Raw genomic sequence first — 15,277 nt, forward strand, 5'->3', positions numbered from 1 at the left:
TCAGTTCCCTTGCACAACCGCCGCGAGGGCATCCACCACGGCGGTGATCTGCTCATGCCGGGAGCGCAAAGAGGCTTTATTTACCACCAGGCGTGAGCTGATACGCGCGATTTCCTCGAGGGGCTCCATGCCATTGGCGCGCAGGGTATTACCGGTATCGACTATGTCTACGATCACATCCGCCAAATCCATAATCGGAGCGAGCTCCATCGCGCCGTAAAGCTTGATGAGGTCTACCTGCATGCCCTGCCGAGAAAAATAGTCGCGCGCGATGTTCACAAACTTGGTCGCCACGCGGACACGGGAGCCCTCATGGATCCAGCCTACTTTGGCCGCCGTCATCAATCGACACTCGGCGATACCCAGGTCGAGTGGTTCATAAAGGCCCTCGGCACCCTGCTCCATCAGGATATCTTTTCCGACAACACCCACCTGGGCTGCGCCATGACGCACATAGGTCGGCACATCGGTGCCACGCAGTATAACCAGCCGGACATCTTCCCGACTGGTCTGAAACAGCAGCTTGCGACTGGATGACAGATCCTCCAACGGCTCGATACCTGCCCGCGCGAGCATCGGCAGCGTCTCCTTGAGGATGCGCCCCTTCGTCAATGCGATTGTTAGTTGTTCGCTCATGCTAAAACCCGTGCAGTTCGGCTGTGGCCCGCATCATCACCCCTGCGACCGCGGAATGATCGACCGTCGTCGTTCCTTGTCAGGATTGCTCTCGCCACTGGGCAGGTGTATAGGTTCGGATATTCACGGCGTGGATAGACCCGTCGGCAATCCTGTCTTTTAACGCAGCATATACCACTTGCTGCTTCTGCACCGGCCGCAAGCCCTCAAATACATCACCGATAGCGGCGATATTGTAGTGGCTGCCCTCCCCCTGCACATGAAACTCACAATTCTGTAGTTGATCTTCAAGCAGAGCCTTGACTGCATCGACATCCATACATCACTCCCGGTGCCAGGCGCGCAAGCAACACGCCGCACGCCGACCCAAAAACGCCGCATTTTAGGTGAATTACGTAAGGATAGCGACCAGCCCGGCAGTTACTCCCCGGATTCAGTCTCCGCATCTACATCCACCACCACCACGACCCAGCTGTCTATGACCTTACTCAGGTCGCCCTCATGCTCGCGGGCAGACGCAAGGAACTGATCCCGATAGACCTCTCCTAAGTTGACGCTCTCGATAATGACATTGATCAGTTTCCAGTCACCAGACTTCATCTGGCCCATCTGGTACTGAATTTCATAGGGCGTATCCCGGTCGGCGTAAACCAGCTGACGCAGCGATACACGCTGACTGTCAGCGGTATCCTCATCGGGCTGCTCCAATTCGATGTCGGAGCCACCGAAAGCCAACAAACCCTTGCTGTAAGTACGCACAAGCGAGGTCCGCATAGCCTGGGTAAAGCTATCCAGCTGGTCTCTCAGCTGGCTGCGACCCGCTTCATCCAGCGACCGATAACGCTCCGAGCTGGCGTAGGGCCCCATCACCTTGCGGGCAAAACCGCGAAAATCCACCAGTGGATCCAGCAACACCTGAATCTGGGAGTAGTAACGCTCCGGATCCTCATCGACATACGGCTCCGCATCCACGACAACCGCCATAACGTCGATCGTCGTGGTATTCACAAGATCATACGCCGTAGAATCCTGTGCGTAAGTGTGCGGCGCAACGGCCGAAAACAACCAAATGATGGCCAGCAAATGAGCCCTGCCAAAGTGTCGTGACATTCCTGTTCTCCGTTTCTATAAATTTGCTACCATCATGGCACGTAATGGCCTGTATAATCGGGCCTCGAACATAACCAGACCCCGCAACCATGCTGCCCTATTACTCAGACACCCAACGCGGCCTCGCAGTTCCCTACTGCCCGGCGGCGCCTACTTTAACAGGAAATTGGCCCGCATGCTGATAGCCACGGCTATGATCCTGGTGGGCTTCATCGTGCTGATATGGAGCGCTGACCTGTTTGTCGCCGGCGCAGCCTCTATCGCCAAAAACATGGGCATGTCGCCCATTATCATCGGCCTGACCATCGTATCCATCGGCACCTCAGCACCTGAAATTCTGGTCGCTATCACCGCCTCTTTATCCGACGCAGGTGAACTTGCCATTGGCAATGCCATCGGCTCGAATATCGCCAATATCGCACTGGTGCTCGGCGTGACGCTGCTGGTCGCTCCTTTCATGGTGCACGAGCGGTGCATGAAAACCGAGTACCCCATTCTTTTGCTGGCGACCTTGTTCGTGGGCCTTTTAATCATTGACTACGGACTATCCCCCGGCAACGGCTGGCTGATGATCTTTCTGTTGGTCGTCATCATCGGCTTCCTCCTGCGCAAACAATACAAGGGTGGCAACCTGCGGGAAGAGGCCGAGGATGAAACGGAGACAGCCCTGACCCCGAAAAAAGCCTGGCTCAGTTTTCTGCTGGGGCTGGCACTGCTTGTTACCAGCTCCAAGATCCTCGTGGCAGGCGCCGTTCTCGCCGCAGAGGCACTGGGCGTGTCGGAACTCGTCATTGGCCTGACCATCGTCGCCATCGGCACCAGCCTGCCTGAACTCGCCGCCACTATCGCGAGCGCCATGCGCGGCCATACCGAAATCGCGCTGGGTAACATCATCGGATCCAACCTGTTCAACCTGCTGGCAGTCATGGCAATTCCGGGCATCGTGGCAACGCGCACTCTTGATCCGTCGGTCATCACCCGGGATTACTTCACCATGACCTTACTGACCCTGTTTTTGGGCATCGCAATCTTCATCAGCCGCAGGCGTCAGAAATCCTCCCCCGGTCATTCATATCTAGGGCGCATACTGGGCGCGCTGTTAGTCTCTTTCTATGCCCTGTATTATTACGCTCTACACGTCACCACCTAGCGTTGGAACACTTTATGTCGGAGCAGAGCTCCATGAACTACACCGATTCCGCCCGCCGCACGATTCGTCTGGAGGCGGCAGCCGTGTCGCAACTCGAAGAACGGATCGGGCAAGACTTTGATCGCGCCTGTGAGTTACTGCTAGAGACGCGTGGCCGGATTATCGTCACTGGCATGGGAAAATCGGGGCACATCGCGCGGAAAATTGCCGCGACACTGGCCAGCACAGGCTCGCCTGCGTTTTTTGTCCACCCCGGTGAGGCCAGCCATGGCGACATGGGCATGATCACGCCCGAGGATGCCGTCATCGCACTCTCCAACAGTGGTTCGGTTCCGGAGGTGATGACCCTGATGCCCCTCATGCAACGTATGGGCATTCCGCTGATCAGCATGACCGGCAACCCCGCATCACCACTGGCTCAGGCTTCTGAGGTTCACCTGAATACCGGCGTAGAAACCGAGGCCTGCCCGCTGGACCTAGCGCCCACTTCCAGTACCACCACTGCATTGGTTATGGGCGACGCGCTGGCCATTGCCCTGTTGGAAGCCCGCGGCTTTACCGCTGACGATTTTGCCTTTTCGCACCCCGGTGGAACACTCGGCCGCAAGCTGCTGCTGAAGGTACAGGATGTGATGAAGTCGGGAGATGATATCCCGGTTGTTTACGAAGACGTGCTCCTGTCAGAAGCCCTGCTGGAAATCAGCACCAAGGGCATGGGCATGACAACGGTCGCGGACGCTCGCGGGAAGCTCATAGGCGTATTCACCGACGGCGACCTGCGTCGCGCTATCGATGCGCGTACCGATATTAACGCGACCGCTATCGGGCAGCTGGTGAGCAGCGAAGCGAAGAGCGTGACTGGAGATATGTTGGCCGCTGCCGCCATGCGTATTATGGAGGAACACGAGATCAGCGCCCTCGTCGTTCTCGACGAAAATGAGGCAGCGACCGGCGTGGTGCACCTGAAGGACCTGCTGCATGCGGGCATTGCCTGACGCGGTAGCAGATCGAATGTCCTCTCCCCAAAGCCGCGCCGCAACCATTCAGCGGCTGGTAATGGATGTGGACGGCGTACTAGCCAATAGACAGATCTATTGCGGAGAAACGAGAGAAGAGCTCAAAGTCTTTGACATCAAAGATGGCCCGGGGTTACAACTCGTAAACAAGGCAGGGGTCAAACCCGCTATCATCACCGATCGTTTTGACTAGCAGAGTTCAGTTCATGAAGGCAGTGAAAAAAAAGACACCGTCGCGATTGCTGCACTACAGGCGACATCAGCGCATCGCACTCAGGTGTGCTGTGACGACACTGCTGGCACCGCTGTTTCTGATCACTCCGAGCGCGGCAGCACTGCCGGATGACAGGGAGCAGCCGATACACATCACAGCGGACAAGGCACTGCGCGATGAGGTAGAGGGCGTCACGGTCTACAGCGGCAGTGTCCACCTGGTCCAGGGCAGCATGGAGCTCGATGCTGACAAACTCACGATTTATCACACGACCGATACGGCCGATAAAATCATCGCCGAGGGCCAGCCTGCAAAAATGCGGCAACAGCCAGACATCAATAAGGCTATCGTCCACGCGCATGGGCACGTCATCACCTATTACAAAAGCGAGGATCGCGTGAACCTGCAAACGGAGGCACGCATCGAACAGGAAGGTGCCGTGGTTGAGGGTGATGCAATTGACTACTTCATTACCAAGCAGGTAATCACCGCAGAATCTGATAAGACCAACCAGAACGAGCGTGTCGTGGTGGTTATCCCCCCCAGTGTGCAACCGGGCACGGAAGATGACCGTGAGTCTGCGAACAACGGCATCACAGATTCAGTATCCACATTAGATGTCGAGGCCTCCGCCACGAATGAGCCCGGAATAGATGCGACGGCGCAGACAGAGCCCGGCAATACCCAGCGGGAAGATAAAGACAGTGGCCCAACTCAAGGCGAGTAATCTGGCAAAGAGCTACCGGGGGCGGGACGTTATCCACGATGTCTCGCTGGCGGTCGACAGTGGCCAGATCGTCGGCTTGCTGGGCCCCAATGGCGCGGGGAAAACGACTTGCTTCTACATGATCATCGGCATCATACCGGCCGACAAGGGCAGTATCAGTGTGAACGGCGCCGATATTACCGGCCTGAATATGCACCAGCGCGCTCGCCGCGGCATTGGTTACCTGCCTCAGGAAGCATCGATTTTTCGCAAGTTGACGGTGGGCGACAACATCCTCGCCATTTTGCAGACCCGACGCGACCTCAACAAAAAACAACGCCTCGAACGTCGGGATGAGCTGCTGGAAGAGTTCAATGTACAACATCTGCGCGACAGCCTCGGCCAGGCCCTGTCAGGCGGGGAAAGGCGGCGTATTGAAATCGCCCGAGCGCTGGCCACCGAGCCTGATTTCATGATGCTCGACGAGCCCTTTGCCGGCGTCGACCCAATTTCCGTCAGCGACATCAAACAAATCATTAATCACCTGCGCGCGCGGGGCATCGGCATCCTCATCACAGACCACAATGTCCGCGACACGCTGGATATCTGTGAAAAAGCCTATATCGCCGGCGAGGGTAGAATCATCGCGTCGGGCACCGCCCAGGACGTCCTGGACAATGAGCACGTGCGGCAGATTTATCTGGGTGACCAGTTCCAGATGTAACCGCATCAAAGGGCCGCAACACCCCTTGGTAAAGCTCGCAATTGCAGAGCGCCTCACAAATCCGGGCAGTATTTCCCTCGGCTCACCGCTACTCCTAGCAAAATTCACGCCACAATTGTTGCAAGCGCTGGCCAGCGAGGGCTACACTCCAACTGAATACTGACTGCACGACACTATTGCCAGCAGGAGACATGCGACAAGCGGGCTTTTCATGAAGCAATCACTACAGCTCAAAATGGGCCAGCAGCTGACGATGACGCCGCAGTTGCAGCAGGCTATCCGACTACTGCAGCTGTCCACGCTGGACCTACAACACGAGATACAGGAGGCACTGGACAGTAATCCGCTGCTGGATGTCTCAGAGGATGACGGCAGCGACACCTCCGACACACCAGCCGATAGCGCGGAACAGCCCGTCGACAACGAAGCGCCGGATGCGTCGCAGCACACTCTCGAGTCGGATGGCACTGACACCGCTGAAAAAGGCGACCTCGAAGAGACTACCGAATGGAGTGTCGCTGAACAAACCGACGCCGGCACTCTACCCGAGGACCTGCCGGTGGACGCACAGTGGGACGACCTGCTCCCTTCCGCCTCGGCCTCAGCACCTCCGCCAGATGACGGCTTTGACGGTGACATGGCAGGCCGCAATACACCGAGCGAATCACTGCGCGAAAAACTGCTGTGGCAACTCGGCCTGACTCGCCTCTCCGACACTGACAGGCTCATTGCCCTGGCGGTTATCGACGATACCGACGCCAACGGGCGTTTGCTAAGCAGCGTCGAGTCGATTCACGAGTCGCTATCGCAAGACCTTGAGATTGAGGAGGACGAAGTAGTCGCCGTACTGCATCGCCTGCAGCAATTCGAGCCCGCCGGCATGTGCGCCAGAGACTTACAGGAGTGCCTGCTGATCCAGCTGGATCAGCTCCCCGCCGATACCGAGTGGCTGAAGCAAGCAAAACTCGTCATCAGCCGCTACCTGCCCCAGCTGGGCACCAGTGATTTTGCCCAGATCCTGCGGCGCACCCGCCTCAAAGAACACGAACTGAAAGCGGTCATGGCCCTCATTCAGTCACTAAACCCGAACCCGGGTCTCACCGCCGTGCCGGAAGCGGTTGAGTATGTCGTACCCGATGTCTTTGTCAGCAAGAACGGTGGCCGCTGGGTAGTCGAATTGAACCCCGATATTGCACCAAAATTGCGTATCAACAGCAATTATGCGAGCCTGATCAGACGCGCAGACAACAGCCCTGACAATACCTACTTACGCGATAACCTGCAGGAAGCACGCTGGTTTCTCAAGAGCCTGAACAGCCGTAACGAGACCCTGATGAAAGTCTCCAGTAAAATTGTAGAGCACCAGCGCAACTTTCTCGAATACGGCGCCGAAGCGATGAAACCTCTCGTTCTGCACGACATTGCAGAGGCCGTCGATATGCATGAATCTACGGTGTCCCGGGCCACGACCAACAAATACATGCATACACCCCGCGGCATTTTCGAACTGAAATATTTTTTCTCCAGCCATGTAGCAACCACTGCTGGCGGCGAGTGCTCCTCTACGGCAATACGGGCACTGATCAAAAAGCTGGTGGCAGCGGAGAATCCCAAGCGTCCCCTGAGCGACAACAAGATCACCTTGCTACTGCAGGAACAGGGTATCGAGGTTGCGAGACGCACCATTGCCAAGTACAGGGACACACTGTTCATTCCTCCGTCCAACGAGCGAAAAAGGTTAGTCTAAACTAAATACAGGGCCCTCCCGGCGTCGGGTCTTGCCCATCCATCTGCAAAAGAGAGTTTTTTATGCAACTGAACATCACCGGTCACCATCTCGAAATATCCTCTTCACTGAAATCCTATGTAGAAAGCAAACTGGAACGACTGCAGCGGCACTTTGATCAGATCACGACGACTCATGTCATTCTCAGTGTCGAAAAAATGGTGCAGAAAGCCGAGGCGACTGTGCATATCGCCGGCGCCGACCTGTTCGCACACGCAGAATCCGAGGACATGTATGCCGCCATAGACGCTCTGGCGGATAAACTTGATCGCCAGCTCATCAAGCATAAACAAAAGCACCGGGGGCATTGATTCCGCGACTATGTCGACAATAAGCGAGATCCTGACACAAGAGCGCACCGTTTGCTGTGTACCGAGTGTCAGCAAGAAAAGACTGTTTGAAAATATCGCCAAAATCGTTTGCAACGACCAGCGATCAATGTCCTATGACGATGTTCTCGACAGGCTTATCGCCCGAGAGAAGCTCGGCAGCACCGCGGTGGGGGGCGGCATTGCCATTCCCCACAGCCGTGTGAGCCGCTGCACGACACCGGTCGGCGTTCTCATCAGTCTCGAGGAGCCGATTCCCTTCGATGCCCCCGACGACATGCCGGTCGACCTGCTGTTTACGTTGCTGGTCCCGGAAGAGGCACACCAACAGCACCTCGATATTCTGGCGGCCATAGCACAATTGTTCAGTGTGCCAAGCTTCTGCGAAAAACTGCGCAGCGCCGGAAGCAGTCGTGCACTGTACGAACTCATCTGCCATCAGGCAAAAACTGCGTGAGACTGATTATCATCAGTGGTCGTTCCGGTTCGGGCAAGAGTACAGCGCTCAACCAGCTGGAGGACGAGGGGTTTTACTGTATAGATAACCTGCCTGCTTCACTGCTGCCCGCGCTGGTAAAGAAAACCAGCGGCGAGGAGTTCGAGCTGTTCAGCGGCACCGCGGTATGCATTGACGCACGCAACGCCTGGAAAGACCTGCGCGATTTTGGCGCCATACTGGCATCACTGCCGTCATCGGTTCAGACCCAGGTTCTGTTTCTCAACGCACAGGAGGTCACCCTGTTGCAGCGCTTTGGCGAGACCCGTCGCAGACACCCGCTTAGCACCCAATCCATACCCCTGGCCGAAGCTATCGATAAAGAGCGCAAGCTGCTCGAACCCATCTCTACTACTGCGTCTCTGGTGCTTGATACCAGCCAGATGACAATCTACGAACTGCGCGATGCGATTAAACAACGCCTGCTCGGGACCACTTCGGGGAGCATGTCCCTATTGGTACAGTCATTTGGTTTTAAGCGGGGCATTCCAGCCGATGCCGACCTGGTCTTCGACGTAAGGATGCTGCCTAACCCCCACTGGGTTAAGGAGCTGCGACTAAAAACCGGACTCGACGCCGAAGTGCAGGAATTCATGGACACCCAGCCAATGACAGGCGAATTTTACAGCGATCTACGTCACTACCTTGATCAATGGCTGCCGCACTATGCCCAGGGCAATCGCAGCTATATGAATATCTCTCTGGGTTGTACCGGCGGCCAACATCGGTCAGTATATCTGGCGAACCGACTCTACACTCACTACCGGCAGCAATACCCAGACATCCATGTCAGGCACAGGGAACTACAATAATAGGTCAGCCCGTGATCCAGACCCAGGTAACAATCATTAATAAACTCGGACTGCATGCCAGAGCAGCAGCCAAGCTGGTGGCATGCACATCATCGTTCTCCAGCCATATAAAAATTGGCAAGGACGGCGAGATGATCGACGGTAAAAGCATCATGTCGGTCATGATGCTGGCCGCCGGCAAGGGAACCGTGCTGGATATCGAGATAGAAGGCGACGACGAGGAGGTCGCTCGCGGTGCCCTGCAGGCCCTGATCGATAATTTTTTTGATGAGTCCGAATAGAACTCACCCAAGCCCGCCGCTAGTTTTTACAAGCTGTCATTTGCGCACTGTCATAGCGTAACTAATCACATTGTTGCAGACGGTGCTTTTCCGGATAATTCGCCTGCAATCCGCCGAGTGATCGTTTTGGGGAGGAGTATGGCTCAAAATCAAACAACCTCCCGACAAAAACTGGACAAGCTGTCTGATGCACTCAACAGCGGCACCCTGGTCGATGCCCGTCGCATGCTCAATGGCCTTGCCCCTGGCGACGTGGCGCATCTGCTCGAATCCTCCTCACCCAAATTCCGTCACATACTCTGGCAAATGGTGGACATCGAGCGCGAGGGCGAGATCCTCGGCGAACTGGGCGACGATCTGCAAGCCCAGTTTCTTGAGGACATGGATGCCGCCGAGGTGAAAATGCTGACCGTCGGTCTGGAAGACGACGATATCGCTGATATTCTCCAGCAACTGCCGGGCCACGTAACTCGCGAAGTACTGTCAGCAATGGACCAGCAGGATAGGTCGAGGCTGGAACGTGTCATGCACTACCCGGACGACGTTGCTGGCGGCCTGATGAATACCGACACCATCACTATCCGGGCTCGGCTCACACTGGATGTTGTACTGCGCTATTTACGACGCCACGACACCATACCCGAAATGACCGACAACCTGATTGTAGTCAACCGTTCAGACCAGTTTATCGGTCTACTTTCTCTGCGCACACTGTTGGTTTCTGACCCGGCCACCTCGGTCAGGGAAATGATGAGTACCGATGTCGAACCGATTCCAGTCGACATGCCTGATACTGAGGTGGCTCGTCTGTTCGAGCGCAATGACTGGGTTTCTGCACCGGTTGTCGATGGGAACGGCAAACTCATGGGGCGTATCACGATTGATGACGTGGTAGATGTTATTCGGGAGGACGCCGACCGCTCACTCATGTCCATGGCGGGGCTGGATGAGGATGCCGACACTTTCGCTCCGCTGGCTCGGGCTGCACCGCGCAGGACGGTGTGGCTGGGTATTAACCTGCTGACCGCCTTTATCGCCTCCTCGTTCATCAACCTGTTCCAGGACACCATAGAAAAAGTCGTTGCACTGGCCGTGTTGATGCCAATTGTGGCGTCCATGGGAGGAGTCGCGGGCACCCAGACCCTGACACTGATGGTGCGCGGTATCGCCATGGGGCAGGTGCAGCGTAACAACGAATTTTGGTTGATCAATCGCGAGTTGAGCATTGGCCTGTTAAATGGGCTGTTATGGGCCTCCGTCGTCGCTGTCGCAGCCTCTTTGTGGTTCAACGATTGGCAACTGGGAGTGATAATCGCTGCCGCCATGATTATCAACCTTGTGACCGCGGCACTCACGGGTGCACTCATACCGCTGCTGATGAGCAGGGCTCATATCGACCCTGCTATCGCCGGGGGGGTTGTTCTTACTACCGTAACCGACGTGGTGGGTTTCGTGTCTTTCCTCGGCCTCGCCACCCTGTTTTATGCCTGACCTCGAGCCCAATGACGCACCGAGTAAAAGTGCGCTAAAGCGAGAGATGCACCGGCTACAAGCGTTGGGCGAATCCCTTACCATGCTGAGCGAGCCGGCATTGGATAAACTGTCTATTGACGATGACGCACTGTTGTCAGCAATAAGAGAGTGTCGCCAGATTCGCAGCAACAGCGCCCGCAAACGCCACCTCCAGTACATCGGCAAACTGATGCGCACCATCGATCCAGAGCCTATTGAAACGGCCCTGCGTGCGATGCATGGCAAGCACGAAGAACAGGTCAACCGGTTTCATATGCTGGAACAACTGCGCGACAACATTCTGGAACAAGGCATCACCGGGGTGGAACTCGCCCTGTCACACTTCCCCGAGGCAGATCGACAGCACCTGCGCCAAATCGTCCTGCAACACCAACGAGAGATCACCAGACAAAAACCGCCGGCGGCGAGCCGCAAGTTGTTTCGTTACCTCAAGGCATTGGCTGAGGAGCAGGATTAACACGGATCGAATCTGCCGGCGGCTCCAGAATTGCCGCAGGCAACACTCGCGTCGCAGGTTCAAGCCCTGTACGCAGTTGCGCATTATTCTCCGGCCCACCGACGGCCGTGTTGTCGAAAATACGATCGAAATTGACCTGCGGGTCATCCCAGGTGCCACCGATAGAATACACCGCGCTAGAGAGTCTACTCATCTGTTGATCAAACAACTTACTCACCACATACACACCTGCCGCCACCGGAATACTGGCGGCCAGAGCAGCTATCCAGGGCAGATTGCTGGCTACCGGCAAGGTGGCGACCAGCTCGCCTGAAAGACTGCGTGTCTCGATCTCGGACAGCCCGCTGAGCTGAAAACTGGAGCCGCCCGTTACCTCCACAAGTGGCACCTCCACAGTCCCACGATGCAGGTATATCTCGCCCTCCACACTGTCGAAAGGTATGCCTGACTCAAACATGTGCGAAAGGCTAAGGCGGCTGACAATATCGGCCAGATTCAGGATGCTGACAACACGCAACGCGCCCTGGGCGCCGGAGGGCACGTCGAGAAAACTGCCCGACTGAATATCAAGCAACACAGAGCCCTCACCGGTAGCAACAGAAAACTCCCAGGGTGCCCCGGGCCAGCGCAGGTCCAGTTCGATGGCACCCTCGTCAGTTTCCACGATCCGCTGGTAGCCGAGCTGTTCAAGGGTATCGCCGAGGTCATCGAAACCGAAATGACCCGAGAGCGATGTATAACCGCCGCCGCCCGCCTGCCATAACAACTGCCCCGGTGCCTCCGGGGGCAGACGCGTGCCAGCCACAGTCCCGGTAATGCCCTCTGCACGCATCAACCCGGCCTCACTGTGCAAGTCCAGAGCCAGGTCACCCAGGCGTACGTCGCCGTGGTACAGGTTCCCCAGGGTGATGTCCATTGGGGGCAACTGCAAGCCGATAGCCTCCCCGGCGCCGGAAGGAGCGACTTGCGGGAGACCCGCAAGATCGAGATAGTCAATATCGAGGATATAAGGCGCGGGAGACCGAGGCAGTGTCAACTCTGCGCGCAGCCAGCTGTTATCCATGGCAAAGTGCCACAGCGTATCCTCCAGCACCAGCTTCACTGTCACATCCTGCAGGGACGTACCGCCAAACACCGCACGATCCGCCTGCACATTGTCTATGACGAACTCGAAGGGCAACCCGCCGGAACTTTCCGCATGAGGCAGCGTGGGTGTGCGTTGCAACGGAATCTGCGATCCGGCGGTTTGCGCCGGTGCCGCTAACTCAATCCGCTCAGCAGACAATTGAGAGGGAGCCGTAATGTAGGTATCAACAAATTCCAGCCACGCATCCACATCGACCAACGGTGTATGGCCCACCACTCGCAGGACACCCGCCTCGATATCAGGCAGCGTTGTTTCCAACCCCAGCGCACCTCCATCGATACGTCCCTCCACAATCGACAGCAGAAGCGCCAGATCGTCGCCAAGTGAAAGGGACAGGGGCATTGTCCCCGCACCGAGAAGCAGCGACAGCTTTAGCGGGCGGCTTTGCTCAGGCAGCTTTTTCCAAGGCGGTGGCAAGTCCAACTGCACGCCTTGCAACTCACTCTGCAGCGTCAGCAGAGATCGCTCGCCAGGGGTTACCCGCAAGGAGGCAATCGCAGGCGTGTGACCATCGGCAAAAGCCAGTAGGTCCAGTTGCAACCAGTCTCGCACGTCCGCCATGTTCGCGACGGTTGCGAGATCAATATTCAGCACCGATAGCGCCGCATCGTAGCGGTCGGTTACGTCCGGGTGTTCTTGCCGAAACTGCGCGGCGATGCGCTGCCCCCACAGAAAACCCTGTAAATCACGGGAAGCAAATCCGCGGGCGGTGCTGTATTCAAACTGACCTGAAACTCCGTCAACGGCGAGGTTGCCCGGTATGATCATGATATCTACATCGCGCCACTGGGTGACCACCTCGACCACTGGCGGCACAGAGCCATCACTCAGGTTAAGCAGAATGTCGAGACGGGTATGAAGCTGCCCCTCGGTCTGCCAATTGACAAAAGCTGAACCGACAACGCCCGACAGCGGTGAGTTGTTCAACACCTGCAAACCGTCTTTCGCAGGGCCTGACACTTCACCCTGCAGTGCCAGCAATATCGCATTCTGTTCACCGAGCCAGGTTTCAACCGATAAATCCTCTACCACTGAATCATAGAGAACAGCACGATCGGCCCAGACGCTAACATCCGTATTATCGATCAGAATCACGCCCTCCTGCACCGTTACGGGAGGCCACAGAGAGTGATAGGTCAGGTCCATATCGGCAACATTGAAAGCGAGCTGCACGGTGCGCAACTGCGGAGCGTCTTTGTTCAGGCTACCCCGCCAGAGAAAGGCGCCCTGCTCGATAACACCGTCGCCGATACTGTCGCGCAACCACTGCAGTAAACCTGCGTTGAGCACATAGGGCGTATACTTGACTCGTTGGGTAGGATGAGCATCCTGCAGGCCGACCAACAGGTCCATCTCGATGCCGGCCTTTAGCGGCGAGGTTGGTATTTCGAGGCCCAGCAGTACACGCGCCGTACCCTCTTCGCCCTGCGTGGTCAGGACACCGCTATCAATGCGCACGCGCTGCGTATCCCAGTCGATCGCCAGCGATCCATGCAGTGCATCAAAGGTCAGTGGCTGCATGAAAACCGAGGGGAAATCCAGGGTAGGATTCTGACTATCGATGGTCACCAACCCCTCTCCCGGTGACAACGTGACGTAGCCGCTAATGGCATCGGACCCGGGAGCCCCGCGGTAGGAATCGACCTCCAGATCGTCGAAGTTAGCTCTGGCGCGCCACGTATCACGGGGTTTTTCGATGTCACTGAGGGTGATTTCAAGCGCGGGAAGGCGACCACGGGGATTCAGCGCAGCAGCAATATCGCGCAACTGGGCCGGCAACGCAGCCGATACAGACATCAATGCCGCGACGTCTTCCAAAACCACATCGCGGGTCAGCAGCTGCGCGGTTTTGCCTTCAATCCCCAGCTGCAGCGCAGGCAGCGCCAGGGATACCTCATCCTGCTCGAGCGCAAGGTCAGACACCGTCACGGACCAACGGGCATCGGAGCGCGCCAGGCTGGCCTGCAGGGCGAGGCGCTCCACGGGCAGCTCCCAGCTATCGTTGGCAGAGGAAATCAGCCAGTCGCGACCTTCCAGTTGCAATTCCATGCTCGGTAAACCCGCGTCCCAACCCAGCCATAACTGCAATTCCAAAGCACCCTCCGCCCACGCCGGCAGCGGCTGCGCTGAAATAAACTCCCGTGCCGCAGCAAGATCGGTGGCCTGTATCGCCACATACGACTCGCCAACGAAACTCTCCGGCCGGGTGGGGTCGCCCACTCCATCTGCCAGCAGCGATATCACGGTGCCCCGGGCAGAAGTCAACCGGGCCTCCATATGGCGTTCGCTGCCATCCCGGGAAAGACGTAAATCCAGCCCCAGCCGACGCGATCCGCCAGCGGGCGTCCTGAGGTGCAGTACATTATTGCGCAGGGTCATGTTTTCCACGTTGAGCAGGAATTCGCGCAGGAAATCCGTGCTAGCACCCTCTCCCTCTCCCAGCCCACGCAGGGAAAAACGGCCATCACTGTCTAACTCACCGTGAAGGTTTAAATCGACAAAGACCACATGGGTCAGTTGCACAGAGCCGCTGAGCACGCTGTTTAGCACATCAACTGTGACACGCCCCTCGGACAACTCGAGGGTGTTTTCGCCGCTGCTCACAAAACTCAGACGAAGATCCGAAAGTATGATCTCTGGCGCAAACCCGCGCCACTGACCACTGACCCGGCCCGCCTCAACAATAAAGGGGACATTGCTATTCACTACCTGCAGGATGTCTACCTGCCAACGCTCCAAGTTAGCCATGAGCAAGCGTCCTGCACTCACGTAAATCGCAAGCGCCACAAGCAGGAGCACAATAACACGCCAAAGTACGCTGCCAAGCTTATGGAAAAAGGCACTCTCCACAAAAAGGTCTCACCGATAAAAAGTAACACT

Annotated in this window: 16 protein-coding genes; 12 read left to right on the top strand and 4 right to left on the bottom strand. The window is 56.8% G+C overall.

All coding sequences use genetic code 11. The annotated features are described in order from the left end of the window. The 3 genes from hisG to EYC82_RS08165 all read right to left on the bottom strand — a co-directional run bounded on the left by hisG (position 1) and on the right by EYC82_RS08165 (position 1,746). Complete coding sequence (gene hisG, locus EYC82_RS08155; protein ID WP_279249045.1) at positions 1–636, bottom strand: ATP phosphoribosyltransferase; 636 nt, start codon at positions 634–636, stop codon at positions 1–3. Between the two features lie 79 nt (positions 637–715). Beyond that, positions 716–955 (bottom strand): BolA family protein, encoded by a 240-nt coding sequence (locus tag EYC82_RS08160; RefSeq protein WP_279249046.1) that lies wholly within the window; start codon positions 953–955, stop codon positions 716–718. Between the two features lie 101 nt (positions 956–1,056). Then, a complete protein-coding gene (locus EYC82_RS08165) occupies positions 1,057–1,746 on the bottom strand; it encodes an MlaC/ttg2D family ABC transporter substrate-binding protein (protein WP_279249047.1) in 690 nt (229 codons plus the stop codon). 175 nt (positions 1,747–1,921) lie between these two features. Between EYC82_RS08165 and EYC82_RS08170 the strand changes: the two genes are divergently transcribed. The 12 genes from EYC82_RS08170 (at position 1,922) to yjgA (ending at position 11,250) form a co-directional block, all read left to right on the top strand. Further along, positions 1,922–2,896: a calcium/sodium antiporter gene (locus tag EYC82_RS08170; protein WP_279250668.1), complete on the top strand. Its 975-nt coding sequence runs from the start codon at positions 1,922–1,924 to the stop codon at positions 2,894–2,896. A 14-nt stretch (positions 2,897–2,910) separates the two neighbouring features. Beyond that, the gene (locus tag EYC82_RS08175; protein ID WP_279249048.1) at positions 2,911–3,891 is read left to right on the top strand and encodes a KpsF/GutQ family sugar-phosphate isomerase; all 981 of its coding nucleotides are present in this window, start codon (positions 2,911–2,913) and stop codon (positions 3,889–3,891) included. Positions 3,892–3,907: 16 nt separating this feature from the next. Next, positions 3,908–4,105, top strand: a complete 198-nt coding sequence (locus tag EYC82_RS08180) for a hypothetical protein (RefSeq protein WP_279249049.1) — start codon at positions 3,908–3,910, stop codon at positions 4,103–4,105. 13 nt (positions 4,106–4,118) lie between these two features. After that, complete coding sequence (gene lptA, locus EYC82_RS08185; protein WP_279249050.1) at positions 4,119–4,853, top strand: lipopolysaccharide transport periplasmic protein LptA; 735 nt, start codon at positions 4,119–4,121, stop codon at positions 4,851–4,853. Beyond that, positions 4,831–5,556, top strand: a complete 726-nt coding sequence (gene lptB, locus EYC82_RS08190; RefSeq protein WP_279249051.1) for an LPS export ABC transporter ATP-binding protein — start codon at positions 4,831–4,833, stop codon at positions 5,554–5,556. Before lptA ends, lptB begins: the two co-directional genes overlap by 23 nt. Before the next feature lie 211 nt (positions 5,557–5,767). Beyond that, entirely contained in the window at positions 5,768–7,303 is a 1,536-nt protein-coding gene (locus tag EYC82_RS08195; RefSeq protein WP_279249052.1) for an RNA polymerase factor sigma-54, read from the top strand. Positions 7,304–7,365: 62 nt separating this feature from the next. Beyond that, positions 7,366–7,653, top strand: a complete 288-nt coding sequence (gene hpf / locus EYC82_RS08200) for a ribosome hibernation-promoting factor, HPF/YfiA family (RefSeq protein WP_279249053.1) — start codon at positions 7,366–7,368, stop codon at positions 7,651–7,653. Between the two features lie 10 nt (positions 7,654–7,663). Further along, complete coding sequence (locus EYC82_RS08205; RefSeq protein WP_279249054.1) at positions 7,664–8,128, top strand: PTS sugar transporter subunit IIA; 465 nt, start codon at positions 7,664–7,666, stop codon at positions 8,126–8,128. After that, complete coding sequence (gene rapZ / locus EYC82_RS08210) at positions 8,125–8,979, top strand: RNase adapter RapZ (protein WP_279249055.1); 855 nt, start codon at positions 8,125–8,127, stop codon at positions 8,977–8,979. The genes EYC82_RS08205 and rapZ overlap by 4 nt, the downstream gene beginning before the upstream one ends. Before the next feature lie 11 nt (positions 8,980–8,990). Further along, positions 8,991–9,260, top strand: a complete 270-nt coding sequence (locus EYC82_RS08215) for an HPr family phosphocarrier protein (RefSeq protein ID WP_279249056.1) — start codon at positions 8,991–8,993, stop codon at positions 9,258–9,260. Positions 9,261–9,398: 138 nt separating this feature from the next. Beyond that, positions 9,399–10,751: a magnesium transporter gene (gene mgtE, locus EYC82_RS08220; RefSeq protein WP_279249057.1), complete on the top strand. Its 1,353-nt coding sequence runs from the start codon at positions 9,399–9,401 to the stop codon at positions 10,749–10,751. Then, complete coding sequence (gene yjgA / locus EYC82_RS08225; protein WP_279249058.1) at positions 10,744–11,250, top strand: ribosome biogenesis factor YjgA; 507 nt, start codon at positions 10,744–10,746, stop codon at positions 11,248–11,250. Before mgtE ends, yjgA begins: the two co-directional genes overlap by 8 nt. On the opposite strand, the gene EYC82_RS08230 is transcribed toward yjgA, so the two are convergent. Then, complete coding sequence (locus EYC82_RS08230) at positions 11,222–15,247, bottom strand: YhdP family phospholipid transporter (RefSeq protein ID WP_279249059.1); 4,026 nt, start codon at positions 15,245–15,247, stop codon at positions 11,222–11,224. The two genes, yjgA and EYC82_RS08230, sit on opposite strands and share 29 nt — an antisense overlap. Positions 15,248–15,277 lie beyond the last annotated feature (30 nt).

It is taken from the genome of Candidatus Marimicrobium litorale (assembly GCF_026262645.1).
Taxonomy (GTDB): domain Bacteria; phylum Pseudomonadota; class Gammaproteobacteria; order Pseudomonadales; family Halieaceae; genus Marimicrobium; species Marimicrobium litorale.

What these genes read in the sequence shown, in the direction of transcription:
- hisG (WP_279249045.1), bottom strand. Translation starts at nt 636, where the DNA reads ATGAGCGAACAACTAACAATCGCATTGACGAAGGGGCGCATCCTCAAG.
- EYC82_RS08160 (WP_279249046.1), bottom strand. Translation starts at nt 955, where the DNA reads ATGGATGTCGATGCAGTCAAGGCTCTGCTTGAAGATCAACTACAGAAT.
- EYC82_RS08165 (WP_279249047.1), bottom strand. Translation starts at nt 1,746, where the DNA reads ATGTCACGACACTTTGGCAGGGCTCATTTGCTGGCCATCATTTGGTTG.
- EYC82_RS08170 (WP_279250668.1), top strand. Translation starts at nt 1,922, where the DNA reads ATGCTGATAGCCACGGCTATGATCCTGGTGGGCTTCATCGTGCTGATA.
- EYC82_RS08175 (WP_279249048.1), top strand. Translation starts at nt 2,911, where the DNA reads ATGTCGGAGCAGAGCTCCATGAACTACACCGATTCCGCCCGCCGCACG.
- EYC82_RS08180 (WP_279249049.1), top strand. Translation starts at nt 3,908, where the DNA reads ATGTCCTCTCCCCAAAGCCGCGCCGCAACCATTCAGCGGCTGGTAATG.
- lptA (WP_279249050.1), top strand. Translation starts at nt 4,119, where the DNA reads ATGAAGGCAGTGAAAAAAAAGACACCGTCGCGATTGCTGCACTACAGG.
- EYC82_RS08195 (WP_279249052.1), top strand. Translation starts at nt 5,768, where the DNA reads ATGAAGCAATCACTACAGCTCAAAATGGGCCAGCAGCTGACGATGACG.
- hpf (WP_279249053.1), top strand. Translation starts at nt 7,366, where the DNA reads ATGCAACTGAACATCACCGGTCACCATCTCGAAATATCCTCTTCACTG.
- EYC82_RS08205 (WP_279249054.1), top strand. Translation starts at nt 7,664, where the DNA reads ATGTCGACAATAAGCGAGATCCTGACACAAGAGCGCACCGTTTGCTGT.
- mgtE (WP_279249057.1), top strand. Translation starts at nt 9,399, where the DNA reads ATGGCTCAAAATCAAACAACCTCCCGACAAAAACTGGACAAGCTGTCT.
- yjgA (WP_279249058.1), top strand. Translation starts at nt 10,744, where the DNA reads ATGCCTGACCTCGAGCCCAATGACGCACCGAGTAAAAGTGCGCTAAAG.